14 protein-coding genes are annotated in these 26,940 nt (G+C 53.2%); 8 read left to right on the top strand and 6 right to left on the bottom strand.

The annotated features are described in order from the left end of the window. Positions 1–255 precede the first annotated feature (255 nt). Positions 256–8,760, top strand: coding sequence for a Calx-beta domain-containing protein (locus ACK8P7_RS00155; protein WP_410042221.1), 8,505 nt, complete (start codon positions 256–258; stop codon positions 8,758–8,760). A gap of 331 nt (positions 8,761–9,091) precedes the next feature. Here ACK8P7_RS00155 and ACK8P7_RS00160 read toward each other — a convergent pair whose 3' ends face one another. The 5 genes from ACK8P7_RS00160 to ACK8P7_RS00180 all read right to left on the bottom strand — a co-directional run bounded on the left by ACK8P7_RS00160 (position 9,092) and on the right by ACK8P7_RS00180 (position 11,454). After that, on the bottom strand, positions 9,092–10,054 hold the full coding sequence (locus ACK8P7_RS00160; protein WP_410042222.1) for a type II toxin-antitoxin system HipA family toxin: 963 nt from the start codon (positions 10,052–10,054) through the stop codon (positions 9,092–9,094). Then, complete coding sequence (locus ACK8P7_RS00165) at positions 10,051–10,383, bottom strand: HipA N-terminal domain-containing protein (protein ID WP_410042223.1); 333 nt, start codon at positions 10,381–10,383, stop codon at positions 10,051–10,053. The genes ACK8P7_RS00160 and ACK8P7_RS00165 overlap by 4 nt, the downstream gene beginning before the upstream one ends. Then, the gene (locus ACK8P7_RS00170; protein WP_410042224.1) at positions 10,383–10,586 is read right to left on the bottom strand and encodes a helix-turn-helix domain-containing protein; all 204 of its coding nucleotides are present in this window, start codon (positions 10,584–10,586) and stop codon (positions 10,383–10,385) included. The genes ACK8P7_RS00165 and ACK8P7_RS00170 overlap by 1 nt, the downstream gene beginning before the upstream one ends. Before the next feature lie 262 nt (positions 10,587–10,848). After that, positions 10,849–11,160: a HigA family addiction module antitoxin gene (locus ACK8P7_RS00175; RefSeq protein ID WP_410042225.1), complete on the bottom strand. Its 312-nt coding sequence runs from the start codon at positions 11,158–11,160 to the stop codon at positions 10,849–10,851. A 15-nt stretch (positions 11,161–11,175) separates the two neighbouring features. Next, a complete protein-coding gene (locus ACK8P7_RS00180) occupies positions 11,176–11,454 on the bottom strand; it encodes a type II toxin-antitoxin system RelE/ParE family toxin (protein WP_410042226.1) in 279 nt (92 codons plus the stop codon). Positions 11,455–12,059: 605 nt separating this feature from the next. On the opposite strand from ACK8P7_RS00180, the gene ACK8P7_RS00185 reads away from it, so the two are divergent. From ACK8P7_RS00185 to ACK8P7_RS00205, 5 genes are all read left to right on the top strand, one after another. Next, positions 12,060–17,447: a SpaA isopeptide-forming pilin-related protein gene (locus ACK8P7_RS00185; protein ID WP_410042227.1), complete on the top strand. Its 5,388-nt coding sequence runs from the start codon at positions 12,060–12,062 to the stop codon at positions 17,445–17,447. Between the two features lie 141 nt (positions 17,448–17,588). Beyond that, positions 17,589–19,172: an isopeptide-forming domain-containing fimbrial protein gene (locus ACK8P7_RS00190; protein ID WP_410042228.1), complete on the top strand. Its 1,584-nt coding sequence runs from the start codon at positions 17,589–17,591 to the stop codon at positions 19,170–19,172. A gap of 152 nt (positions 19,173–19,324) precedes the next feature. Beyond that, positions 19,325–20,212, top strand: a complete 888-nt coding sequence (locus ACK8P7_RS00195) for a class C sortase (protein ID WP_410042229.1) — start codon at positions 19,325–19,327, stop codon at positions 20,210–20,212. Between the two features lie 10 nt (positions 20,213–20,222). Next, positions 20,223–21,428, top strand: a complete 1,206-nt coding sequence (locus ACK8P7_RS00200) for a Spy0128 family protein (RefSeq protein WP_410042230.1) — start codon at positions 20,223–20,225, stop codon at positions 21,426–21,428. A 296-nt stretch (positions 21,429–21,724) separates the two neighbouring features. Next, complete coding sequence (locus ACK8P7_RS00205) at positions 21,725–22,132, top strand: VOC family protein (protein WP_410042231.1); 408 nt, start codon at positions 21,725–21,727, stop codon at positions 22,130–22,132. 13 nt (positions 22,133–22,145) lie between these two features. Here the strand turns inward: ACK8P7_RS00205 and ACK8P7_RS00210 are convergent, their stop codons facing one another. Beyond that, positions 22,146–23,024 (bottom strand): LysR family transcriptional regulator, encoded by an 879-nt coding sequence (locus ACK8P7_RS00210; protein WP_410042232.1) that lies wholly within the window; start codon positions 23,022–23,024, stop codon positions 22,146–22,148. A 230-nt stretch (positions 23,025–23,254) separates the two neighbouring features. Here ACK8P7_RS00210 and ACK8P7_RS00215 point away from each other — a divergent pair, with 230 nt between their 5' ends. Then, on the top strand, positions 23,255–24,388 hold the full coding sequence (locus tag ACK8P7_RS00215) for a 2-methylaconitate cis-trans isomerase PrpF family protein (protein WP_410042233.1): 1,134 nt from the start codon (positions 23,255–23,257) through the stop codon (positions 24,386–24,388). A gap of 114 nt (positions 24,389–24,502) precedes the next feature. After that, positions 24,503–26,848 carry a hydratase gene (locus tag ACK8P7_RS00220; protein WP_410042234.1) on the top strand — a complete coding sequence of 782 codons (2,346 nt, stop codon included), beginning with the start codon at positions 24,503–24,505 and terminating at the stop codon, positions 26,846–26,848. The last annotated feature ends 92 nt before the right edge of the window (positions 26,849–26,940 follow it).

Below are 26,940 nucleotides of genomic sequence, written 5' to 3' on the forward strand. Positions count from 1 at the left end.
ATTAAGAATTGTTTGCGAAATTCTTAAGATGGTCCGCATCTTATGCAGCGATTTTTACATCTTGTGTCGATTTTTCTCAATAGGGAGGACTTTTGCTGTAAAATAAAGTTGTGATTCTGGAAGCATTGTTCATATTGCATAAAAATGGGCCAATGTTCCAACTGTGCACCCGCCCGGACATGTCTGTAACATCATCCGTTCTGTGGTGTGCAGTTCTTTTCATCCGCATCTGTCCATATCTACGGAGGTACATATATGAAACACCGAACGCCTGCGAAACGCATCACGTCGATTCTTCTGGGTCTGCAGATGGTTCTTCTGCAGCCGCTGTGCTCTCTTGCGGAGATACCGCAGCAGAGTCCGACGGTGATCGCGGGCGCGAGGTTAAGTGAAGACCAGCTTACGGAAGGGGAGCTGGTCTATTTCGGCGTGTCCGGACTGACGTTGAAGGAGGCCACAGACAGCTATGAGATCGCGATCTACCGTGAAGGCAATCTCGATCAGAAAGCGTCGGTGACGGTTCATACCCTCGACATCTCCGCACTTTATAACGAGGACTATCAGCTGCTGGGCGACGACATCACGGAGCTCGAGAGCGGAAAAACGCTTCTGCAGCAGGTCGCCGCCCGTGGCAGAGAAGAGACAGACGATGAAAGCGAAGTCAGGGACACCGACGATCAAGGCTCGTCCAGTGGCAGTGAGGATACAGATGTTGACAGTGATGCCATCGCGAGCGGCAGCGAGATCGCAAGCAAAGGTAGCGAAATCTCCGACAGTGATGAACGTGCGCCGCAGGGCACGGAGTACCGCTTCGATGCGGACGGTAATCTGATCGGTGAGACCGGAAAGACGAGTCCGGAGGAGGTTCTCGAGTGGGTTGCGCTCGCCACGCCGTCTGAAGCAGAAGACGAAGCGGATGCCGATGAAAGCGAGGATACGGAACTCGCCTCTCCGTCCGAGCTGGATGACGAGGATGAAGCATTCGACGAAGACGCTGACCTCGACGACGAGGAGGCCAATGCTTCCGACCTCGACTCCGTCGCCTCAGCCTCCGTGCTGTCGGTCGCCGGGAGCGATGCGGTGAGCTCGACGAAGAGCCGTCTCGCGATGCTGAAGGAGGCGGCGACGGGTGAGCCGACGCGTGAAGAGGGCTCGAGCGGTGTCAGCGGCAGTCTGACCGATGCAATCCTCTCCCAGATCCTGCCGGAGCAGGTCGCGGCGATCCCGCATTCCGCGGAGCAGACGATTTACTTCGCACCTGGCGAAGATGTGCAGTACCTCCGGTTCCGTATCTGCGATGATGACCGGTCCGAGGGCACCGAGGCGTTCTCGGTGATGATCACCAGCGCCGAAAACATGGAGCCGTACAAGGTCACCTCCCTCTCCGTCATCATCACGGACGACGAGGCGTCGGAGCAGTCGGCGCTTTCCTTCGCAGACGACGAATTTACCGTCGAGGACGGAAAGGCGCTCGTGACCCTGCAGCGCGAGGGCGCCGAATACTCGATGGCGTCTGCGAACATTCGCGGCAAGGACGCAGAAAGCGGCGCGGAGCAGGTCTACGGCACCGTCGTCTTCGCACCATACGAAACCGAAAAGGAAGTGGAGCTCGCCCTCACGAAGGACAGCACACTGTATCTCAGCGATTACCTGGCTGCGCAGGCCGGCACCACGACGGAGGCGAACGCTATCGTCATCGACGGGGAAGAGGAAACGACGCTCTTCTCCAGCGTTGCTGTGCTTTCAGATGAGGACGAGGAGGCCAATGCTTCCAACGGCGCAGTCGCAAATGGTTCCGACGATCTTTCCTTCGACATCACGATCGGTGGAAAAGCCTACAAGGTAAAGTATAAAAAGGGCGATGTCGTAGCGGACATCTACGATGAGAGCTATCAGCCGGCACTGGAGGTCGGACAGTATTTCTTCTCCGCCAGCACCGACGTCGGCGGTATCTTTTCCTATGGAAAGGATCAGCGCCACGGAAGCAAGCCGAACGGGCTCGGCACGCTCCAGAACTGCTATCTGCTTCCGAGGGGAGAGACGGACTTCCATAAGGGCGAGGGCAAGCTGGAATACCTCCATACGACCACCGGGTGTACCGGCTCCGTATGGAGCTCGAACGAAAATCCGCCGGCCGGCCGCCCGACCATCAACGGACTCTACTATCAGTATCTGATTCCACACTGGAAGCAGATCAGCAGCTACGGCGGAGGCAATAAGCTCCGCTTCAAGCTGCATGCGCTGGGTGCCGGAAAGGACCTCGAGCAGAAGGACAGGAATGGTAAATTTGATACCCCGGAGCTTTCGAGCGGTGCAGCGATCAAGGTACAGAACGTCGCCGATAATATCGAGGCCATCGTCTATGCAGTGGATGCTTCGAAGACCCAGACGCCGAAGAGCTATATGCGCTTCTATGGTGTCGCGGCGATGTATAAAAAGTATGAGGTCAGTGTGACGAATCCGGAGAAGATGAGCTTCCTCGGAACGACCGACACCGTGCCGATGCAGGTAAAGATGGAGTGCGGCGCGCAAATCATCGAAGCGGGAAAAACCGACAGCCGGAATATCTTTACAAATGTCGATACAGACGATGCGAACATCGTCTTCACCCTGGATAAAAGCACGGTCAATGGTGTAGATGGCTATTTCGGTACCATCACCGGTTATGCGATCACCATCTCTGCAGATGATAAGGATAAGAAGGTCACCGCCAGCTATCCGGAGGATTATCTCAGCTACCTCGACCGCATGACTGGAAAGAGTGTGAACAGTGACGCCATCGATCTTTCGAAGGATGCGGTGAAGACGGTGAAGGAGCGTGCGACGGCACATCTCGACACCATCGTCATGGATAAGTATTTCGTGAACTGGATCGAGAGCCTTCAGAAGAAAACCTATACGGAGAGCGGTGTGCTGTCGAGCGCATCCTATTACCAGAAGCTGAACTTTAAGCCGACCGTAGCTTACACGGATGTCAAGGTCAGTGTGGTGCCACCGGATGCGAGCGGCGGAAGCACGAACGCCGGCTTTACCTCCACTAAGCTTCCGAAGGCTGGCGCTTCCGGGATCTTCCACGCAGGTGATACGCTGGATCTCAGTGCGAAAACCGAGGATCCAAATTACCGCGTCACCGGCTTCGAAATCTCCGAGGACGGCGGCGTACACTTCAACAGTATCCGGGATACCCGGTCCTATACGCTGCGTTCAGGGAAGAACTATGTGATTCGTCCGCTGCTGGCGAAGAATGATAACCATGTGGAGATCGTGTTCGCTTCCGACGAAGCCAGAAAGAATCTCAGCATCGAAAATCTGATTCCGCAGGATCAGCTGGGGGGCAGCTATCTGAAGGGAAAGAATGTCCTGAATCTGAATCCGGAAAAGAGCGGATGGGCAGAGATGATGAAGCCGGCGATCGGTGCCGCATGCACCGTTCGGGTACTGGTGAACGGTACGCCTTCCGACAGCAATTATGTATACCGCCCGGTGATCACCGACCAGATGACGGGCAGGACCTATCAGACCCAGGGCTACAGCTTCATCCTCCGCAGCAACACCGCGGATAATCTCCTGAAGCTCGACATCGAGAAGGTGAAGAAGAGCGATCTCAGGGAGTACAGCCTCAGCGGAACCGTCGTGACGCGTGTAAAGTCCATACGTGAAACCGCTCTGGAGGCGAAGACGAATCCGGCAGAGGGGTATGCTGTTTCACTGGCGAACGGTGAATTCGTGACGAACGAAAGCCGTCACGTACAGCTTCAGTCATCGACGGCGGATGACAATGGTATCATCAGCCTGGCCGGACTCAGGGCGAAGGAAGGCGACCGCGTCAGTCTCCTGATCGATAACGGCATCGATGATGCACAGGTGGCGGATTTCGTATTCGGCAGCGGTACGCTCGACCGCATCACACAGGTGTATAGTGTGGATGCCGGCATGCTCGAGGTGCAATACCCGATTACGGCACCGGTGGTGACGTCGATTTCCTATGATTATGATAAGTCGGAGAGCCGTCAGAAGACGGATCTTCGGAAGAACCAGGTGCGCTGCTTCGATGATAATCTGAAGCTGACGGCGGTCGTGGATACGAAGGGTCGGAGCATCGAGAAGCTGGTATTCACCGTGCGGACGGTCACCGGCTCAACAGCGGACTACGAGGGCCGTGCGACGCTGGAAGGCTCGAACATCTTCACGGCGGAGATTCCGTCGATGCTCACGAATCTGCACAACGGTGACCGGATCACAGTGCAGATCGTGGATAAGGAAAAGCGTAGTGTGACGGTGGGCGATACAGCACAATCGATCCCGATCATCTATCCGACGGTCGACACCGGTCTCGTGAGTTATGTGGAAAACGAGAAGATCGCACCGAAGGAATTTAATATCGACGGGGCGATGGGCGATGTAAACATTCCGCTTCTGGGTGCGGCGAAGAGCACCGCCCAGAGTGGTATCCTGAACTTCTCTCGTCTAGACTACCCGGATAAAAGCGGTTACTCGCTGAACATCAACTTCGATATGATGCTGAAGGACGGCTCCTTGAAGACGAATCAGCAGAAGACAGACGCTGTGAAAAACTATCATGCGTCTGCCAAGAGAGCGCAGGCGGCGAAAAAGGAAGCCATCGCAGCCGGAAAGGACGCAGCCAATGCCGGAGAAAGCGCAGATCAGATCCGCAGCAGGATATGGGAAGACCGGGAGCTTTCGGAGCAGGAACTGAGAGATCTCAATGACTACGAGGTGAGGAAAGCAGAGAGCGAAGCGCTTCGTGAGCGGAAGCTTACGGAAGCGTCGAACGAACGGGCGAGTATGACGAAGGCACAGGGGTACATCGATGTGCGTGCGATCTTCAACCTGAGCTTCGAATTCCTGCTGGATCCGGTGCAGAACGAGTATGTACTCGCGACGACCGCCGTCACCGTCGGCGGTGCCGTGGATGCATCGAAAACCTTCTATACGATGGTCGGGTATGTGCCATGCTTCCTGAATCTGTCCGGTGGTGTCGAGGTCGATCTCACGATGGGCGGCGTCTGTGCGGCCGGGAAGGCGGCGTTTAGCGAAGGCGATTTTAACGCCTACAGCGGAAATGTACAGAACATCTTCTCGGGGAGTGATTTCCTGATCGAGCTGGATTCTGTCGTGAAGGCGAAGGTGCAGGTGGGCGCCGGTCTGTGCGGCGTATTGAGTGCGCGCGGCTATGTCAGTATTCAGATGAAGCTGCAGCTGGTGAAGGACAATGTCTCCGGCGATCCGTATGGCATCATCCTGAACGCGGCCGGCGGCCTCGGCTTCGACCTCGTCCTCCTCAAAGTGAATTTCGATGTCGCAAAGATCGAGCAGGGCTGGGGGAACTATGCCGGTAAGACGAAGGTCGAGTTCTTCAACAACGCCATCACGAAGGAGTATGGCGATACTCTGCCGCTGAACGCGGCTTCGGCAGACGACGTGGATGATCACGCGTTCGCGCTGAACACTGGAACAGATGACGAAGAATCGGCGACAGGCACGTTCCCGCTCCGTGCGATACTGGACGAGGCGGCCGAAGAGGATGACGTGGCCGCTGCATTTTCACTGAATGACGCGTACGAGGAGGCGTATGCCGGACTGGGCGAGGATGAAATCTCCTTCCAGCGCTACGACATGGGCTCGGCGGATATGAGCAGCTTCGGCGAGGAAACGTCCCTGCGGAGATCCGGTGGCGTCAATGCACAGCCGACGCCGGTACGCATGAATATTCTCAAGGAGCAAGCGGCGGAACGGACGCGTCCGGAAATGGTCGAGCTTCCGGATGGACGTGCGTTTGCAGTCTTCATCGCCGCTTCGGATAACGGCGATAGCTCCCGCCTCTACTACACCATCAGAAATCAGGTGGACGGCCGCTGGAGCTGGAGCACACCGGTGGCGCTGGACGAGGATGGAAGCTATGACTCCATGCCGGCGCTGACCGTCGTGGGAAACAAGGTCGTCATCGCCTGGATGGATGCGTCGCACAAGATTGAGGGCATGAATGACGAAGAGACGATGGATGCGTACAGAAAGAAGTTTAACGCATTCAGGATCAACGGCAGAGTGTACGATGCTGGGAATGGTCAGCTGGGAGACGAATTCCGGATTTCCGGATCGAATCTTGATGAGTTCTATCTTCAGGCACCGTCGCTCTGCACCGCAGGCGGTAAGGTATACTGCACCTACGTCGCACGGGATATCTCGACGCTCACGAAGCTGGACGAGCTGACGGACCTCAGTAAGGGGTATTCCACGGCTGTACGTGCGACGCTGGATGTAAGCACTGACCCGGTCAAGGTGGAGAACGAATATGTAGTGATTCGAGACGGCAAGAAGATCGATCCGCTCGTGACGGATTACCAGACCGAGGGCATCCGGATCGAGGGGACCGACTACCTCGTGACGGCGTACACGCTCGATAAGGATGATGGGGGCCTCACGACCGGTGACCGGAAGCTGTATCTCGGACTCAGTGATGTGACGAATTCCCGGAATTACTATCCGATCCGGATCGGTAGCGATGATAAGTGTCAGGCCGTGCCGAAGCTCACGAAGGTGAATGGACATCTCGTGCTGAGCTGGACCGAGGATGGCGAGCTGCTCGAGCTCCTCGACGTCAGCGGACTGATCGAGGCACTGTTCCATAATAGCACAAAGATCCGTGACGCTTATAATGCGGCGGGTGCTTACTATGTGAAGGGCGGACCGTCGGATTACGACTGGTATAAGAAATCGGCAGCGGAGCTTGGACTTCCGGAGACAGTACCGGACGAAAGTTCCACACCTGGATATATAGGCAGCTACTACGAGGCGATCGCCCAGGGCGATTTCCGAACGGTAGAGACCCGCATCAAGGAAGACGAGGACCACAGCAGCTCCATCGATGATTACACGATCACCGGGGATGGCCGCGATCTGTATGTATTCTATACGGATTTCGGACCGGAGATCGAGAAGGCGACGGTCGAGCTCTATGGCCGACGCTACCGGATGGCGAAGGATACGAGCGGAAGCACCGGCAGTGGAACGACCGGCACGACCGGTGGTGAAGGCGGCAATGCAGGCACTGGTACGAATGGCGGCGCAGACATCGACCCAGATGGAAGTGAAGGCAACGGCCATCACTCCAACAGCGCATGGGGCTTCACCGATGCGGTCCGCATCACGAATCTTGATAAGCTGATCAAGGGTTCCTCGCACCCGAATGCCGGAAAGGTCATCGATGATTTCACGCTCACGATGGCGACGGATGGCAGCATCCGACTCCTGTCAGATTACTATGAGCAGTGGATCGACGAGGACGGGAAGATTCAGTTCAGTCAGAACGCCCTCGCGGCGATCGACTTCGCGCGCGGAGGATCGCTGGAGATCGACCCGCTGTCCATCGATATGGACAGCAGCATGATCGCCGGTGAGACCTCGACGATCCGCTTCGATGTACGGAATGCCGGACTGCTGGAGGCGAAGGGCTTCTCGATCGAGGCATATCTGATGGAGAACGGTGTGAGAACGCTGCTGTACAGCGGCGAGGTCAACCGTCTCCTCGATACGAACGAGGAAACCACCGTGCAGATTCCATGGACGGTGCCGACCGGGGACCTCGACGGAAAATCGATTCTGCTGAGCGTCGTCGAGAAGGATACTGCAACCGCTTCGGAGACGACGGCAGAGATCGAGCTGAAGTCGGAAGCGCGGCTGCGCCTCGACATGGGCGAGCTGACATTTGACGGAAAGGAGGGGATCATCCCATTTGAAATCGAAAACATCGGCAACGCGGCGTCGTCAGCGGGCGAAGTCGTGGCCTATGTACTCGATGGTGCAGAGAGACAACGTGCCGTCGGAAGCATTGGCCTCGGTGCACTGGGATCCGGCGCTTCCGTGGAGGATACACTTCGCTTCACACCGGAGACGGAGGACTGGGACGGTTTCGGACGGATCAGCCTGGAGCTTGTGGCCGTGCTGGACGGTGCGAGTGTCGCGTCGGCGTACGGCGACCTCTACAGCGCGGAGCCGGTCGTGCTCGAGATCGAGGACGGCGCGGAAAGCCTGAACCTCACGGCGAAGGCGCAGCAGACGCTGCAGGTTAAGTGTGCACCGTGGGGCGCGCTGTGTACGGATCTTCGCTACCGGAGCTCCGACAGTCGCGTGGCGACCGTGGACGAGAATGGTACGGTGACCGCCGTCGGAAACGGCAGCTGTACGATCGAGGTCTACAGCCCGAAGCTGCTGCTGAAGGATGAGATCACGGTCCATGTCAGCGGTGGCAGCCAGGGAAGCGGCAGTCATAGCGGTGGCTCTGGATCCTCCAGCCGAAAGACCGCGGCGGACCGGGCCTCCGAGCTCTATGCGTCCGGCCTCCCGACCTGGGTGGAAACCGGCGGACGCTGGATCCAGAATGCGGATGGCAGCTGGAGCTACCAGACCGGCACCAGCCCGATGACGAATCGCTGGGTATGTATCTATAATCCGTACGCCGACGAGCGCAGACGCCAGAAGCGCTACGGCTGGTTCAAGTTCGGACCGGACGGCAGGATGCTGACCGGCTGGGTGACCGATGCCGATGGAAACATCTACTACCTGAATCCTGCCTCGGACGGCACCCGCGGCATGATGCTCATCGGCTGGCAGCAGATCGACGGAAAGTGGTACTACTTCTCGAAGGACGAAGGCAGCGGCACCATGGGTGCCCTCCTCCGGAACACCATCACACCGGACGGCTACCACGTCGACCAGACCGGCGCCTGGACCGGAAGATAATATAAAAGAGACGCTCTTGCCGGGCGTCTCTTTCATTTTGCTTTTCTATAGGCACGGTAGGGCTGGAAAAACGTCATCATGCCTACAAAACACTGCCTCGGATGTGCAAGCGTAGGCACGTTAGGCCCTGAAATGTCCCAACATGCCTACGGTGAGGAAGTTCGGAAATTTTAATCGCAGGCATGGTAAGCGCTTTAAAATGCCATCGTGCCTACGGAAATAGCCAAAATTTGGGGAAACTGTAGGCATGATAACCCTGATTTATGGACATCGTGCCTATAAAATCGAGCCTGATCGTAGGCATGATGATCCATTTTCCTCGTCAGCGTGCCTACGATCGGATGCTCGGCAACAGAATACTGCAGCGTTCCTCGATCAGTGCACAGAGCTGTTCTTTCATGTGTTCCGGGAGGAAAGATGCAGCGCACAGCTCCATAAATTTCGGCTTCATGCGCAGGAGCCGGGCAATCATTTTCTCTGCAGCTTTTTCGGGGATTCCGCAGGCAGCTGCGAAGACCAGGAAATCTTTTCGACGAAGGTTACGCTTCTTTCCGTTCATCGTCAGCGCAAACTGCTCCTTATCTTCCGGCATGATGACATTGACAGGAAGAAGATCATACGCCTGCGACAGATGGTAGTTTTCGCTCCCCTCCTCGCTCTCAATCAGCGAAAAGTTCTTAAGATGCATGTCCGAATTACCGACGATAAACGAAAACACCAGTCGTATAAACAGTTCACTCATGTCCAGTCCGCGCTGCGTGGAGTAACGTTCGATTACCTTCGCACAACGCTCATAGGAGCCTCGGTACTTGTCCTGCGTCAGTCGGAGATCCAGCTGGCAGAAGTCTTCCATCGCGATCTTACGGATTTCCGCCCTGTCGATGATACGGTCGATGCGCTTTGTGATATATGCAAACTGCCCGTTTGCTCTGATCAGGGCATGTGGCACCGTCGCGATGCGGGCTGCATCTGCCATGGACATGACGAGCTGCTCTGCTTCGGGCAATGCTTCAAACTCCTGAACCTGTGGCTTCAGAATGTACCCATTCGGATAGTTGACCAGTGTCAGCCTCGGCTGCTTTTCATCTGAAAAGAGATGCAGGGACAGCTTCTTCTGCACGCCGGTGACCGTGTATCCGTTTTCGGTATTTTCCTTTGTGATCTGCCGGAGTGTTTCTTCGTCGAGCCGGATTTCCGGGAGTGTACGCGTGCCGAAAAAACGTCTGATACAGGCCGTATGCCATCCATTCTGATCTTTTTCACGAAGCGGTTTCCCGCAGCATAAACAGTTCATACTCTGGCCTCCATGATCGATACATTTCCGATCGGGTCCTTGCACGCTTTCAGCAGCAGGCCGAAACGATCCGTCGGGAGGAGCTTCCAGTTCCGGCTGATGACATTGAGCAGCCATCCTTCCGGTATCAGGCCGTCAAAAAATGAGAACAACGTGCTGGATCTGTAGGCCTCCTCGCGCATCGGAAGGGTCAGAGAAACCGCCGTGGCGTCAGCGCGCAGCATATACGCGCGGTCATACGAAAAGGTATATCCGCTGTCTGTCTCGCTTAAAACGCCGGCATAGGTATCCCGCACGTATACATATGCTTTTCTGAATGTCTCCTCCATCAGGCTTCGTCCTTTCTTCCAGGTACGGCTTCCATGTCAAACATCGCGAGGGCAACGTTCACCTTATCCATGCGAACCGTTTCCTTCCCCTGCTCCAGATCACGCACGAAGCGTAAGCCCAGCCCGGAGCGAATCGCGAACTCCTCCTGCGTAAGCCCTGCCGCACGCCGACTCTTCTTCACAAATTCTGCTATTTTATTCATGTGTGTTTACCTATGCTCTCCCTGATGAAGTTATGCAGACACGTGATAGTCCGCATTCTGCACGCCGTGTTAAAATCATTTTATACCTTTAAGGGTATAATGTCGATAGCCGGCAGTGCTTTTATACCTTATGGGGTATAAAACATGAAATTCGGATGTAGTTTATACCCTTTAGGGTATAGCGATGACTATAAAAAAGAGACACCTGGTAAAGGCGTCTCTGAAAAGCAGTCAAAATGTGGAGTCTGGGTCAACTTTTATCTTACAGCTGCAGCGCCAGCGAGTCCGCTTCTTTTTTTATAGGAAATGGAATGACATTGGTAGGTGTATGCTGTTCTGCCTCCCAAAGCGTCAGCTTCTGCTGCATATTCATCCAGCTTTCCACCGACGTATTGGTAGCCTTTGCAATCCGAATCGCCATTTCCGGGCTTAATGCAGCCTTTTCATTCACAAACTCCGACAGAGCCTTTCGACTCACGCCAAGCATATGTGCCGCATCCGTAATGGTTATATGTAGTGGCTTAAGAACATCTTCCAGAAAAACATTTCCCGGATGGGTCGGTTTTCTAGTCATACTGCGCCTCCTTCTTCAGTGATAGTCCTGATAATCTACCAGATATGCATCCTGCCCTTCAAACGTAAATGTCATCCGCCAGTTCCCATTCACTGTAACGGACCATATATCTTGCTTATCTCCCTTTAATGGATGTAATCTATATCCAGGTAAATTCATATCCTGTGGGTTTGTACTTGCATCGAGACGATCAAGCATTCTTCCTAGTTTTGGGGCATGCTCAGGCTGAATACCCTTCTTCGAACCTGATTCAAAAAAATCCTTTAATCCCTTATGTGCAAACGATTTAATCATAATAATTGTATGCTGTAACGTTACAGGTGTCAACAAGATTAATAGTTACGATGATTGTGATAACTAAATCTTACCATGAGCTTATTATTTTTAGTAGAGTCCACAAGCAGACCATATTAACCGGTTTACCATCGTCGTTAGCACCGTGGTGGTTTTTGTTTATTGAAGGAAGCTATTTTAAAGGATTTAATCATGAAGAACGTACCGTTCATGGATCAGAAGACCGGACGCTTCCTCGTGCGTGATCTGGAGCATGTGGCCTGACCTCCGCCCCACATATCATTAAAATCCCAGCATGGTTAAACGCCGTGCTGGTATTTTTTATGACTGAACATGCCAGCCATAACCAAATGTCGATTTTTTGCATCTTGTGTCGTGATTTCTACATCTTGTGTCGAGAATCCCACGAAGGCCTGTCTTTTGTTATAAAATATAATCATCGCCAACGAGATACTTACATCGAGACTGAAACGACGACTCCTGAATATCAGCATGAGGACGTCGCCAGAACGTTGGTAGTTCAGATAAATGTTGCTGGATACAGTTTAGAAGCATAACGCAACGCGCGTGGTTCGGAGGAAGCAATGAAAAGACAGACAAGAAGAATGAAAGACTTAGCCAAGAGAGGTCTTGTTGGCTTACTTACAGTCAGCATGTGCCTGTCAAACGTACAGGGAATCGCTTTTGCAGATAACCGCGTCGAGGTCGGCGGGGTGAAGGTTGACGGAAAGAAGGTCACCCTCAACCTGAACGGCGGCAGCCTGATGGAAGCTGCACGCGCTGCGCTTGCAGAGGCCAATGTTTATGACGACACGTATATCGCGATCAGCAAGGATGCGAAGACCCAGGCGGCGTACCGCGCCCTGACCGATGGTTCGAATCCGCTCTACGAGCTGGCGCTTTTCTCAGATGGAGAGCTGCAGGCGCTCGAGGATGCAGGGGTTGAGATCGTCGCCCTGATCCAGATGGATCAGAAGCAGGCCGAGGCTGCGGGCAATCTCATGCCGGCGACCGCGAGTGAGATCGAGCGCTCCAGCACGAAGGTCGAGTTCTTCGATCCGTCGAAGGACGAAGGAAAGGAAATCCTGCTCTATCAGCCGGATTCTCTCTTCGCGGGCTTCTACGATCAGTTCTCGAATCAGCTGATGAACGCAAGCGAGAAGGAGATCGCATCCGCGGATCCGAGTACCTACGAGCTGAGCGGTGACGAGAAGGTTACCTTCTTATTTATAAATCACGCAGATGCCGGACGCACCTTCAACCTCGAGCTGAACGGCGAGTCGCTCGAAAAGGGCATCAAGGTCGCGAAGGCGGAGAGCGTCATCAAGGGCGTGATGAGCACCCTCGATGTGAGCGGTATCGACGAGACCCTCGAGACCCCGGCACCGGAGACATCCGCAGCGACGGAGACCGGCGCAGCCGCGACCGAGCCGTCCAGTGAAGCCACAGCGCAGCCGTCTGAAGAAGCCGCAACGCAGCCGTCCACTGAGACCGCGATTGAGCCGAGCACAGAGGCAAGCGGGACTGCAGGCGAGTCCATCGTGATCCTTCCGGAGACCGGTGCGACAGTCGAGAGTGGCGAGACCGAGACATCCGCAGCAGTGGAGCCCAGCGCAGCGCAGCCGTCCCAGGACGAGGCCAATGCTGAGACCGGGCTCCCGACGGAAGGACAGACATCCACAGAAAACACCGAGCAGCCGGCGGCAGAGAAGACCACAGCGCCAGCAGAAAATACAGGCATCGTTGACACCATCAAGGAAGTCATCGAGACCATCGCAGAGAACGCAAATGCGACGATGATGAAGATCGAGCGCAGACTCGGCGTCATCCGCGCAGAAGCGGCAGAGAACGACGAAACCGTCGCAGACGCCCCGAAGTCCGAGGAAGCTCCAGCAGCAGGTACCGAGAACGAAGCGCCGAAGCCGGCAGAGACCCCAGCAGCAGGTACCGAGAACGAAGCGCCGAAGCCGGCAGAGACCCCAGCAGCAGGCACCGAGAACGAAGCCCCGAAGCCGGCAGAAACCCCGGCAGCAGGTACCGAGAACGAAGCCCCGAAGCCGGAAGAAACTCCTGCAGCGGGTACCGGAATCGAAGCCCCGAAGCCGGAAGAGACTCCGGCAACAGGCACCGAGAACGAAGCGCCGAAGCCGGAAGAGACCCCGGCAGCAGATAGCGGAATCGAAGCTCCGAAGACCGAGGAAACCACGGCAGCGGCGGAAATCGAAACCACCGCAGCGGTGAAGACCGACATGGACATCGCGCTCGAGAACGATCGGAAGGCCCTCCTGAGAGAGACCAGAGCCGCCGACCTCGTAGATGCCTCCGTAGCCAGCGCACGTGTCCTCCAGTACACCCTCGATGATCTCTCGAAGTCCTTCTGGTCCGCAGAGATCACCGATCGTTACGAAGTCAATGTATTTGCAGAGGATAACGCATTTACCGAGGCCGTCGAGCTCGAACTGAAGGAACTCGCGAAGCCGGAAGAAGCCGAGGATGGCACACTGGCAGTTGGCGAAGATACCCTCAACGAGAAGCAGGTTGAAGCCCTCAAGGCCGACGGCGTCTATGAGAACTCCCAGTCCCTGGACATCCGTTTCGTAAACGCAGCCGGCGAGGAAGTTGAACCTTCCAGTGCGGTTAAGGTAAGAATCAAGGTTTATAAGGAAGCCCTCCCAGAGGATGCGGACATCAGCACCATGGCGATCCGCCACCTCGACGAGAAGAGCGCGGACGCGGTCAATGTCGACACCGTCGCAGAATATCGCGAAGACGCTACATCCGACCACGGAACGATCAAGCCGGTCGACGTAGATGGCAAGGTCACCGAGCTCCAGACCGTAGATAGTGAAAACGCGGACGAAAAAACCGCAGCCATCGCAGAAACCGCGACAGAATCGAAGAAGGTTCTCCCGGAAGAAGCAGTTGCAGTGGAAAGTACCTTTACCGTAAACAGCTTCTCAGGCTTCACTATTACATTTGGAACGCAAACGCAGAAGAAGGAAGCGACGGTTGAATTTATCTATACTGATAGCACAGGAACCAAGAACGAAGGAAATGTTAAACCTAATGCAGAACTTAAGGACATAACGGAGGAAGAAGAGTACAAAGATCTTAAAGAATTTGACTTCAGTAAGTATGCTGCAGATAAGGATAACGACAAGAAATACACCTTCAAAGAAGTAAGACTGGCAAAGAAGGGTGTGGAGTTTAAGAAGAGCACTCTGATTGACAATAAGCTGAAGAAGGTTGAGCAGAATGGAGAAGAAACCAAGTGGCAGTATACGACTATAACAAAGACTGAAGGAGGCAAGCTGGAAAAAGGAGAAACAAAGGATCTCGAAGATAACGATACGATTTATGTAGTCTATACTCAGGGAATAAAACTTACGACAGTTGAAACCGTAGATAGTGCAAAGAAGGGCTTCAAACTGTATATGACAGACTTTAAGGATAAGACCAGATTCACGAGCGGCGGATATAAGCCGAACGATGGTTCGCTTACACAAGGACTGTATTCTTCGCCGATCGAACCGGGTAGTTTCCCTACTTTGATCACAAGAGATTCGTATAATGGTAGATCGCTCAGCACTTGGTGCGGAACAAGTACGGAAGTAAATAAGCTGTTTATAAAGTCTGTATATGATGAAACCGGTTACTTCTACTATAACAGTGCGGAGTATTTCGCGACACGAGCATCTCGAAATGATAATAAGACTACGATTGGCACTAATTTTACGGTTTACAATCAGTTGGGTTCACCGAGTGATGAGAATCGGTTTTACTACAAGCGAGGTAATTTCCTTCCATTCAATACGCTGAATACCAGCAATATATTAACGAATCGAAATTTATTTGATGATACAGGTGCTGAGCTCAAGGTAACCGATCCGAGATACAATGAGGCATTATACGGGCTGAATGAGACTGTTAATTTTTACTTCGGCCTGTACGGAGTGGCAGATTTCTACCAGCCGGTAGGTGGCCAGGTAAACGGTGATGACATGATTTTTGAATTCACCGGTGATGATGACATGGTTGTATACATCGACGGTGTCCTCGTTCTTGACCTCGGTGGCGTCCACGATGCTCAGAGCGGAAGTATCAATTTCGCAACAGGAGAAGTGAAGTATACAAATCGTAAGCAGGGCGAAAGTTTGACATGGAACAGGCACACAATCCACGACAAGTTCGCTGCTGCAAACAAACTTGATACGACAAGATGGAAAGACGAGAAGACATTTGCAGACGGCACCCAGCATAAGATCCAGATTTTCTACATGGAACGAGGTGCAGGTGCATCGAACCTGAAGATCAAGGTCAATATCCCTCCGATTCCGGATGGCAGTGTAAACATTACAAAAACGGTTGATGGACTGGATACTACACAGGCAGCGGAAGAAGAGTATACTTTAACGCTTCTTAAGAACGGAGAGGTTGCTAAACATCAGGCGTTTACACGTTCGGGTAAAACTGGCACAACGTATTGGACGAATAAAGATGACGGCACCTTTAAGATTAAGGCAGATGAGACAGTAAACTTTGATGATATTCCTAAGGGAACCAAAATCCAGGTTCTGGAAGTGGATAAGGGACAGATTTATGAAGTGACCTATGAGGCATATAATTCAAATAATCAAAAATTAGATGAAAACAATGCCACTGTTCCATCTGCTGGATATGTAAAGGTTGAGGTTAAGAATAACGCAACGGTAAATACCAGAGAACTGACGATTTATAAGAAGTTTAAGACGTTTAAGATTAATGGCGAGACTTCAACGGCAGCACCAAATGGGGAGAAATTTAAAGAAGCAACATTCACGCTTCAGGAAAAGAACTATGGTGCGCCAGATACAAGCTATCAGGATCTGCATACCGTTAAGTATTCTGCGTTTACGAATGGCAGTTATACATTCTACAAGCTGGATCCTAGAAAAACCTACCGTGTAGTGGAGAATATTTCGACAGAGACACCGGATACGAATGGTGGAACAGGAGAAATTCCATATGTGAAGACCACATACATGGTTGGAAGTGGAACGACAGCAGTAGATGGAACAACCTCAGGTGATATCGCATTGGGAACCATGGGAACAGATGGAAGGACATTTGCTGAATTCTTCAGTAACACAGTGACTTTTACAAATGAATACCATTCTCGTAAAGCGGATATCCAGTTTACGAAAGTGGATGCCGATGATACGACGAAGAAACTTACAGGTGCGGAGTTTACATTGTACGAAGATAGTGTAGCGGCAACTCCATTCCACCGTGAGGGTAGTACAGACGCTGTTACCGCAACATCGAATGACGCTGGCTTAGTAGAGTTTACGAACCTTCCGTACAATATTACAACTGTGACCACCTACTACATCAAGGAGACAAAGGCACCAGCTGGTTACGTTACAAACGGAAAGATTTATAAGGTGACGATCGCAGGAGATGGTGCGGTAAGTATGGCTGGTGATGGACAGGTTGGTACAATGACCATCATCACGAACAAAGCGATAGAGACAGAGCTCACGTTCTACAAGAAGTCGAAGACGAAAAATGGAACAGAGATTTCTCTGGACGGCGCAGTATTTGAAATCAAGAGACTGGAAGGAAGTGAGTATAAGCCGGTAACCGGCATTGAAGACGTTGACAGTGATGGCCGGTTTACGATTCCGACAGACGGCATTAAGCTGACCCACCTCCTGGATGGTACATACCAGCTCACAGAGATCACAGCTCCGGCGGGATACAATCTTCTGACAGATCCGATTACTTTCGTCATTGAAAATGGACAGCTGAAGAATCCAGAGAATGTACCAGGTGTGGTTACATTTGATTCGACTGCCAAGGAGGTCTACATCTACAACACGGCTGGCATCCAGCTTCCGGAGACCGGCGGCATGGGCACACTGATGACGACGATGAGCGGTATGGCACTCATGCTGATCGCTTTAGGATATCTCATCCTCGTGAAACGCAGGGAGAAAGGCGGTTTGAATTAACATTGAAACCTCTACACTGGAGAACTGAAGCGCCAGAAAGAACGTGAAGGAACATGAATTTATCTCTCCTCTGGCAGAGACCGGAGGAGAGAATCAAAAGAAAACCATCTGTGGTTTAAACAGAAGGACGAACACCACACCATGTCTGAAGAGGACAGAAAGGGAGAGATAATGAAAAAGTTCAGAAAATTATTTGCAGTTTTAACAGCCAGTGCACTGGTTGGCGCGATGTCGTTCACAACGATGGCAGCAAGTATTACAATTAAGCATGATAATACTTATGATGGACAGGCAAAACAGAAATATAAGGCGTACAAGATTCTGGATGTAATCAAGGATGATGCTACTAAGGGGAATACTACGGATGATACAGTAGGAAAACCTTCATCTGCATCTGGTATTGCATATTCAATTGACAAAGATAGCAAGTGGTTATCTGTGCTTCAGGATGAAAAGCAGCTTTGGCTCGATTGCAAGCCATCTGCAGATGGCATGAAATATGTTGTGACTTTAAAGAATGGGGTTGAGAGTAACGAAGCCACAGCCAAGGACATGGCGGCATATTTTAACGGAAAGATTCCAAATAATGCAGAAGTGATTGAACTTACTGCAGATACGCCTAAAACAGTTGTAGGTGATGGATACTATCTGATCACATCTACACTTGGTACGAATCTGATTCTTGCAACCTCCGACATCGAGATTACAGAAAAGAATGATTACCCGAAGGATGATAAGAAGGTTGAGACCGCATCAATTACAGCAGGTCAGAATGCTACGTATTATATTACAGTAGTCGTTCCAAAGACCATCGATACCAGCAAGACCATTACAGTTCATGATATTCTTCCGGATGAACTTGAATTCAATCATGATGTAAAGGGATTTGTAGCGGATACACAAGAGGATGGTATTAATGCCAATACAAGTGTTGAGGAATTAAATAATCTTAAAAAGCCTTATGGGAACGTAGCTGGTACTGCAGTTATTGAGGCTGAGGATATTGATCATGATGAGTGCAATGAGGGCTGTGATTTCCATATTACCATTGATCCAACAAATTATGCTGGAAAGACCATCGTTTTTAAGTACTCCGCAAAGCTTCTGGAAAGTGCAGCTGCTGATCGTGAATTTGTAAACAAAGAATTTTTGACTTATTCTGAGTATAAGACAACTGAAAAAGATGTTCCGGTCATGACGTATGATTTTGGCCTGACAAAGACCTTCGAGGGAAGTGGTGAGAAGGATAGTAATTTAACAGCTACCTTTAAGCTTTATGACGCAAAAAACTATGATAAGCTGAAGACCGGTGGTGCAAATGCAATGAAGTTTAAGACGGATGGAACAGGTTACTATGTTTCTACCGAAACAGACGCAACATCGGATATCACTGCAGTAGATGATACGGAACTGAACGTTCGTGGCCTCGGAGCGGGAACCTACTATCTTGTAGAGACAGCTACCGCAAACGGTTATAACGTACTTGATCATGCAATTAGCATTACTGTAACAGCAACCTATGATGAGACGACTGGTCATGTTAATGGCGGTAGAGTAAGCATTAAAAATGGAAAAGCTGAGTCGAACGATAAGGTTTCTGTAGAGAACGTGAAGGGTCTTCTTCTTCCTTCCACCGGTGGTATGGGTACGGTAGCATTCGCAGTGGTTGGCCTGATCGTGATGGCTGGTGCAGCGGTTACACTCATCATCAAGAAGAGAGCATAAGAAGTGTAAGTAATCTTTCGAACGACGATCATATCTCTCAAATGTATGATACCGGGTGCTTGACATCCGGGAGTAGCTCAGGAACCATGTCCCGGTTCCTGGGACTCTCCGGGACGTGAAACATTTCCCGAAACTGAAAGCCGGAGGTTGGAATGAAAAAACGAATTATCGCGACTATACTGATCATTCTGCTGTTCCTGGCTGGATTAGGTATCGTTCTTTATCCGTACGTCAGTGAGTACGTGAACGCGAAGCATGCATCGCGCGTGGTCGTAAACTATGATGATGCGGTGAAGGAGATCACCCCTGAGGACTTCAGTCAGTATTTCGAGGTCGCAGAGGAGTATAACGAAAGACTAAGGCAGAATCCTAACCCGTTTTCGGAAGACTGCCGGACGGAAGGCTATGAGACAGCATTGAACGTGGATGGATCGGGGATGATGGGTTACCTGGAGATCCCGAAAATCAGCGTGAAGCTGCCGTTCTATCATGGCACATCCGGCGCGGTGCTGAACGAGGCGGTGGGACATCTGGAGGGATCCAGTCTTCCGGTCGGCGGCGAGGGCACACATGTGGTGCTGAGCGCACATCGGGGACTGCCGAGTGCGAAGCTGTTTACGGATCTGCCGGAGCTCGGCGAGGGAGACATTTTCATCCTCACCGTGCTGGACCGGAAGATGACGTATCAGGTGGACCAGATTCTGACGGTGCTGCCGACAGAGCTGGATGCGCTGGAGGTAGAAGATGGACAGGATTATGTTACATTGATGACGTGTACGCCGTATGGCATCAATACTCACCGGCTTCTGGTGAGGGGCCATCGGATCGAGAACCTGCCGGAGGAAGAAGTAAAGAGCATTCCGGTCGTTCACGTCGAGCGAGAGCTCACGACACAGGAGAAGATTCAGAAGTACATCCCGTTTGCGGTGATGGGCGTCGCGGTGCTGTTCTTGATCGCGTTGCTGATACCGTCGAAGAAGAAGGATGAGCACAGGAGTAAGGAATCGGGTGAAGCAGATGATGAAAACAAGACGAATTAAAAAATGGCTGATGGGAATCACGACAGTGGCACTTCTCGCGATGCAGACAGTTACAGCCTTTGCGTCTGTCGAGAGCTATAGCCAGACGAAGCTCGGAAGCATCACGATTACGCCGGGTGACCAGGATCATAAGGGCGCAGCGGTCGATGCTGACGAGGCCGGAACCTATACGCTGTACCGTGTCGGTGATGTGGTCGATGGAAGCTCCGTTACAGAGTTCACCCTGGCGACGGACTTCGCAGGCAGTGGCGTGACGATCAATCGCGAGAGCCTGAACTCGGCGGAGCTGCCGAAGACGCTCGCGAAATACGCGGAGGATCACAGCATCGCCGCGCTGAAGGATGACATCACATCGGGCGAGAAGGTCGGCGATCTTGAGATCGGACTGTACCTCGTGAAGCAGAAGACCGTGCACGTCGCATGGCACAGCTTCAGCCCGTTCCTGGTGATTATGCCAGAGGCCGTCGAGGGTGGTTATGAGTATGAAGTGAAGGCGATGCCGAAGACCTGGAAGCTGTCAACCGCGAAGCTGGATCCACCGGTACGCAAGGTCATCACCGACCAGTACGGCAACAGCATCACGAGTGACGAGAAGTTCGAGTTCGTGATGACGCCGAGTGCCGATGCGCCGATGCCGGAGGGCACTGCAGCAGGCACGCCGAAGACCGTAACGGCGGGCGCAGGTGGGATCGAGTTCGGCGAGATCAGCTACACGACCGTGGGCGGTCCGTATGTTTATACTTTTACCGAGAAGGCAGGCAGTAACGCCCGCTGGACCTATGATGATTCCGTCTACACGATGACCGTAAATGTCATCCGGAACGCAGAGGACAAGCTCGAGGCTCAGAAGACCATCACGAAGAACGGTGCGGAAGTGAGCATCGTAGAGTTTAAGAACAGCTACCGGAAGAGTAGCGGCGGTGGCGGATCTTCCGGCGGTGGTGGTCCAAAGGGTGATCCGAGTACGGATCCGAACGGCCCGACCGGAAAGCCGACCGTAGAGCCGGAAGGCGAAGTAGGACGAGTTCTCGGTGCGGTACGAGATAAGCTCGCAGATACCCCGGTCGGCAGAGTTCTCGGCGCATCGCGCAGAGCGAAGACCGGTGATGAGAGCAGCATGCGCACCTATGGCGCTGTATTCGGCGGAGCGGTCGTACTCCTCGCCGCATGGGGCGTAACCTATAAGAAGAAAAAGAGACACACGAACGAAGCGTGATATGCGGAGGAAACAGAATGGCATACACGAAGCGTAACGAACAGACGAAAAAGAAATGAATTTGAAGTCAGCCGAGGCATCTGCCTCGGCTGTTTCCTTTTTCGAGGAAGCAAAAAGAGACGTACCAATATGATTCCATTTCGGAATGAAGCATGCGGAGAAAAGGTCATTTCCTTTCGGATGCGCAGGGTGATAGGATGGAGATATCAGAAAAGGGCGTAGACATTGCCGGAGGGAAAGTGAGGCGCGTGACGAGAGCGGGGCGCGTGAACAGACTGCATACAGGAGGATGAATCATGGCGGTTAAATTTGAGTTTGGACATGTTGGTATCAACGCGCAGAGCCCTGAGGAGGGCGAGAAGATGAAGCGCTTTTTCACTGAGGTGATGGGCTACCAGAATTATCGTGAGATTCCGGCGTCCTATTTCACCGAGGATAATAAGATGGAGCTTATGAAGAAGATGGGCAAGGGCTCGATGGGCCACCTCGGCTTCTTCGTCGACGATATGCCGGAGGCGATCCGTTATCTCGAGGGGCTCGGTTATGCGATGGATTATGAGCACGCGCGTTATGACGAGGATGGAAAGACCATCAAGCTCATCTTCCTTCAGGACGAGATCAATGGTTTCCGCATTCACATCACGGTGAAGAAGGCACCGTTCTACGTAGAGAACAACGCAGAAGCGATTCCGGTGGTTTCGTAATATAAAAAAACTGTTATGGCATAGGAGAGAAATGCTGCTCGGCGTCCTTCCGTATTTCATCGATGAAGAGCTTCACCTGGGGGAGCTCGTAGTAGTCGTGCTTATAGAGAACGTATGTTTTTCGGGTGATGCGGGTGCCGTCCTGCAGGACGAGGGGTGTGCGGACGCCGTCGAAGCCGTCGAGGCAGATCTCCGGGAGGATGGCCCAGCCGATGCCGCTTTTCACCATCGCGAGGCAGGTGGAGATGTCGTTGATGTGGAGACTCGAGTGGGACTTCTCGATGTGCTGTTCGACGCGCCAGAGGCGGGCACTCTCTTCAAAAGCGGGGTCGGAGTGGCGCTGGATGCTCGGCAGCTCGTTGAGCGGTGTGTGCGCGTTTTCACGGGACACCACGAGGCAGACCGGTTCTTCAGAAAGGAGATATGCGCCTTCATCCCAGCGGAACTCACCGCGGACGATGGCGATGTTCAGCTCGTTGTTCGATAGCTTTCGGTAGAGATTCGTCGACTGGTCGGTGCGGACATCGACATCCACCGCCGGGTACTTCTCCATGTAGTGCTTTAAGACGAAAGGGAGACGGTAGCGGGCATAGTTCACCGACACACCGAGGTGGAGAGAACCGGCGATGGTACCTTCTGCGGACTGGGTGAAGTTCCGGATACGGTCCAAGGTTTCCTGGATATGATTGAAATCGGGCAGGATCTTCTCTGCCGCAGGCGTCGGAAGGACGCCTTTTTTTGTACGGATAAACAGCTGGCAGCCGAGTTCCTCCTCCATTTTCTGGATGCGCTTCGTCAGCGAGGACTGTGTCGTATAGAGCTTCTCGGAGGATTTCGTTACGTTGCCGGTTTTGATGAGAGAACGGAAGATTTCGATGTCTTTTTCGTCCATGATGTGCCTTTCAACATTCCAAATGTGAATCAAGTTTGATGAAATTATACAATTATACAGAATGTTTATCAAATTGTAATCTAGCCTTAGAAAAGCGGAGCAGAGAGCGGTGCATAACTCGAAAACCGGCCCGGGATCATAGGGACTGGTATACGTCAGAGCTGAGGAGCACGCAGCTCGAAAACCCGCCGTCAGAGAAAATCGCTATCGTGAAAATGGAGGATGAAACAATGTCAGAATTTGATCAGAAGCAGCGGAAGTTCCCATGTGTGTACATGAGAGGTGGTACCTCAAAGGCAGTCTTTTTTCATGCGGAGGATCTCCCGAAGGATGAGAACGAGTGGCCGGAGATCTTCATGAAGGTCATGGGTACACCGGACGTAAAGCAGATCGACGGTATGGGCGGTACTGTTTCCTCGACCTCGAAGATCGCCGTGATCAGGAAGTCCGATCGTCCGGGTGTGGATGTGGATTATACCTTCCGTCAGGTGGATATCAAGATCCCGAGAGTCGATGGTTCCGCAAACTGCGGAAACATCTCCTCTGCGGTCGGACCATATGCCATCGATGAGGGACTCGTCGAGGCGGTCGAGCCGATCACCGTGGTGCGTGTGTACAACACCAACACCGATAAGGTCATCGAGGAGCATGTGCGCGTAAAGGACGGCCATGCCTGCATGTATGGCGACGAGGTGATCCAGGGTGTGCCGGGCAGCGGCTCCCGTATCGATATGTATTTCGAGGATCCGTCCGGTTCCCGTACCGGTAAGCTCTTCCCGACTGGCCAGAAGCAGGAGGTATTCGACGTTCCTGGTTATGGTCCGGCGACCGTCACCGTCATGGACTGCTCAAACCCGGTTGTCTTCATCAAGGCTTCAGATCTCGGCATCCAGGGTACCGAGCTGACCGAGCTCAATAACAACCAGGAGGTCATGGAACACATCGAACGCATCCGTGGTATGGCCGCACAGAAGATCGGCTTCGTCGAGGATTATATGGAGGCCCGCACGAAGGCAACCTCCGCACCGAAGGTATCGATCGTAAGCGCAGCGCAGGATTATGTGAACATGGATGGCAAGACCGTTTCCGCGGATGCGATGGATCTCTGCGTACGTGCGATTTCCGTCGGCATGCTGCATAAGGCCTATCCGATGACCGTCGCCGTCGCAAGCGGTGCGGCAGCGAAGATTCCGGGAACCATCGTGTCCGAGCTCGTGCGTCCGGTAGAGGGCGACATCATTCGCCTCGGCCACTCCTCCGGTGTCACCGAAGTCGATATGAAGATGGATGGTGAGACCGTACTGAAGGGCGGCGTAACGAGAACGGCCCGTCGCATCATGGACGGATACGTCTACATTCGCTGAAAGAAAGCAGATTTGGCAGATACGTGAAGAGGCGGGCAGCTGCCCGCGAACAGCTTCTGTGATGACAGTATGTCCCGCTGAGGCGTAGATGACGAGATATAGGAGAGAGAAAAAATGATCAAGTTACATGAGGGTCCACAGCTTGTTTTAAATGATGATGTGCTGGCGTCGGTTTCGGAGCATCCGGAGATCGACCTCGCGGCAGCGAAGCAGCAGACGCTGAGCTATCAGGTGCTGAAGGCACACAACCACAGCGGCGATATGGAGAATCTCCAGATCCGCTTTGATGAGATGGGTGTCTATGACAACACCTACGTCGGCATCCTGCAGACAGCCGTCGCATCCGGACTTCAGAAGTTTCCGATGCCGACCGTTTTCACGAACTGCCATAACTGCCTCGCAGCCGTCGGCGGTACCATCAATACCGATGTACATAAGTACGCAGAGACCGCCTGCCATAAGTTCGGCGGTATCTTCGTTCCGCCACACGAGGCCGTCATCCACCAGTATATGCGTGAGATGCTGATCAAGTCCGGCGACATGGCGATCGTATCCGATTCCCACACCCGTTACGGCACCCAGGGTTCGGTTTCCATCGGCGAGGGTGGTCCGGAGCTCGCGAAGGCCATGATCGGCAAGCTCTATGAGATCAAGTACCCGAAGGTGATCGCAGTGCTTCTGCACGGCAGCCCGAAGCCATGGGTCGGCCCGATGGATGTGGCCCTCACCCTGATCGGTGCGACCTTCAAGAACAAGTTCGTGAAGAACGCGGTCCTCGAGTTCATCGGACTGGGCGTCCACTCCATGTCCATGGATTTCCGTAACGGCATCGACACCATGACCACCGAGTCTGCATGTCTCTCCTCCATCTGGGAGACCGACGACGTCGTAAAGGAGTACTTCGAGATCCACAAGCGTCCGCAGGACTACAAGAAGATGCAGCCGGGCGATGCCGCTCTCTATGATGCGGTCGTTGAGATCGACCTCGATACTGTCGAGCCGATGATCGCCCTCCCGTATCACCCGAGCAACGCCTTCCCGCTTCGTGAGGTCATCGCGGAGCCGGAGAAGTATGCGAAGTGGGTCGAGGAACAGGCGGTGAAGACCTTTGAGAACACCCCGGACATCCATCCGAACCTCGAGGAGAAGATCGTTCCGTGGGCCAATGCTGGAGATACGCTCTCGGATGCCTTCCCGGTCGATCGTCGTATCCGCGTGGATCAGGCAGCCATCGCCGGCTGTGCGGCAGGTTCCTTCGAGAACATCTACGCGGTGGAGCAGGTAGCGCACGAAAGTAAGCAGCCGCTCGGTCAGTTCGCATTTAACGTATATCCGGCATCCCAGCCGATCATGGTCGAGCTGAACCGGATCGGTGCGATGAACGAGCTCATGATCCACGGTGTACGTGTGAAGACAGCATTCTGCGGCCCATGCTTCGGCGCATCCGACTGCCCTGAGAACAACGCGTTCTCGATCCGTCATTCCACCCGTAACTTCCCGAACCGTGAGGGCAGTAAGCCAGGTCAGGGTCAGGTCGCGAGTGCAGCCCTGATGGATTCGCGCTCCATCGCCGCAACCGCGTTCAATGGCGGTCTTCTGACCTCCGCAGAGGAGATGAAGGACATCTTCGAGCACATTCAGTATCCGAAGTATGAATTCGATGAGCGCATCTACGAGAACATCGTCTACAACGGATATGGCAAGGCGGAGCCGGAGACCGAGATTCAGTACGGACCGGCGATCAAGGACTGGCCGGAGATGGTCGCCCTGACCGACAATCTCCTCCTTCAGGTAGCCTCCGTCATCCGCGATGATGTCACCACGACCGATGAGCTGATCCCGTCCGGTGAGACCGCATCCTACCGCTCGAATCCGTACAAGATATCCGAGTTCACCCTGCAGCGTAAGGATCCGCAGTACGTGCCGAACGCGAAGGCTGCACAGGCCTTCGAGAAGGCAAGACTCGCCGGCGATGCAGCGACCGCGCAGAAGTTCTACTCCGTTCTTCATGCTGTCGGCATCAATGCGGATGCTCCGGAAGTGCTGTCACAGCTCATGAAGTCTACCGGCATCGGTTCGGTACTGTATGCGAAGCACCCGGGCGATGGCTCCGCACGTGAGTATGCGGCTTCCTGCCAGAAGGTGCTCGGCGGCCTCGCGAACATCTGCATCGACTACGCGACGAAGCGTTACCGCAGCAACTGCGTAAACTGGGGCATGCTGCCATTTACGTATCCGGACGAGAACATTGACCTCGCGGTCGGCGAGTATGTATGGCTTCCGGGTATCCGTCAGGCCGTCGCAGACGGCGCCACGGAGGTCACGGCAAGCGTGATCAGCGCCGACGGAACGAAAGCCCGCGAGATGAAGCTCGAACTGAAGGATGTCACCGAATCCGAGAAGAAGATCCTTCTTGCCGGCTCGATGATTAATTCCTACCGCGAAGATATGGGACTGTAAGACGTAGTCCTTACAGCGCCGCGCCTGATGGATAGCTTTTATCAGTATAAAGATATGGGGTTGTAAGCTACAGTCCGCTAAGAGCCCGCTAA

Origin of the sequence: Oribacterium sp. P9, assembly GCF_046365365.1 — a bacterium.
Taxonomy (GTDB): domain Bacteria; phylum Bacillota; class Clostridia; order Lachnospirales; family Lachnospiraceae; genus Oribacterium.

Excerpts from the sequence above, each read along its gene's own strand:
- ACK8P7_RS00155 (WP_410042221.1), top strand. The coding sequence starts at position 256 with ATGAAACACCGAACGCCTGCGAAACGCATCACGTCGATTCTTCTGGGT.
- ACK8P7_RS00160 (WP_410042222.1), bottom strand. The coding sequence starts at position 10,054 with ATGAACTGTTTATGCTGCGGGAAACCGCTTCGTGAAAAAGATCAGAAT.
- ACK8P7_RS00165 (WP_410042223.1), bottom strand. The coding sequence starts at position 10,383 with ATGGAGGAGACATTCAGAAAAGCATATGTATACGTGCGGGATACCTAT.
- ACK8P7_RS00170 (WP_410042224.1), bottom strand. The coding sequence starts at position 10,586 with ATGAATAAAATAGCAGAATTTGTGAAGAAGAGTCGGCGTGCGGCAGGG.
- ACK8P7_RS00175 (WP_410042225.1), bottom strand. The coding sequence starts at position 11,160 with ATGACTAGAAAACCGACCCATCCGGGAAATGTTTTTCTGGAAGATGTT.
- ACK8P7_RS00180 (WP_410042226.1), bottom strand. The coding sequence starts at position 11,454 with ATGATTAAATCGTTTGCACATAAGGGATTAAAGGATTTTTTTGAATCA.
- ACK8P7_RS00185 (WP_410042227.1), top strand. The coding sequence starts at position 12,060 with ATGAAAGACTTAGCCAAGAGAGGTCTTGTTGGCTTACTTACAGTCAGC.
- ACK8P7_RS00190 (WP_410042228.1), top strand. The coding sequence starts at position 17,589 with ATGTCTGAAGAGGACAGAAAGGGAGAGATAATGAAAAAGTTCAGAAAA.
- ACK8P7_RS00195 (WP_410042229.1), top strand. The coding sequence starts at position 19,325 with ATGAAAAAACGAATTATCGCGACTATACTGATCATTCTGCTGTTCCTG.
- ACK8P7_RS00200 (WP_410042230.1), top strand. The coding sequence starts at position 20,223 with ATGGGAATCACGACAGTGGCACTTCTCGCGATGCAGACAGTTACAGCC.
- ACK8P7_RS00205 (WP_410042231.1), top strand. The coding sequence starts at position 21,725 with ATGGCGGTTAAATTTGAGTTTGGACATGTTGGTATCAACGCGCAGAGC.
- ACK8P7_RS00210 (WP_410042232.1), bottom strand. The coding sequence starts at position 23,024 with ATGGACGAAAAAGACATCGAAATCTTCCGTTCTCTCATCAAAACCGGC.
- ACK8P7_RS00215 (WP_410042233.1), top strand. The coding sequence starts at position 23,255 with ATGTCAGAATTTGATCAGAAGCAGCGGAAGTTCCCATGTGTGTACATG.
- ACK8P7_RS00220 (WP_410042234.1), top strand. The coding sequence starts at position 24,503 with ATGATCAAGTTACATGAGGGTCCACAGCTTGTTTTAAATGATGATGTG.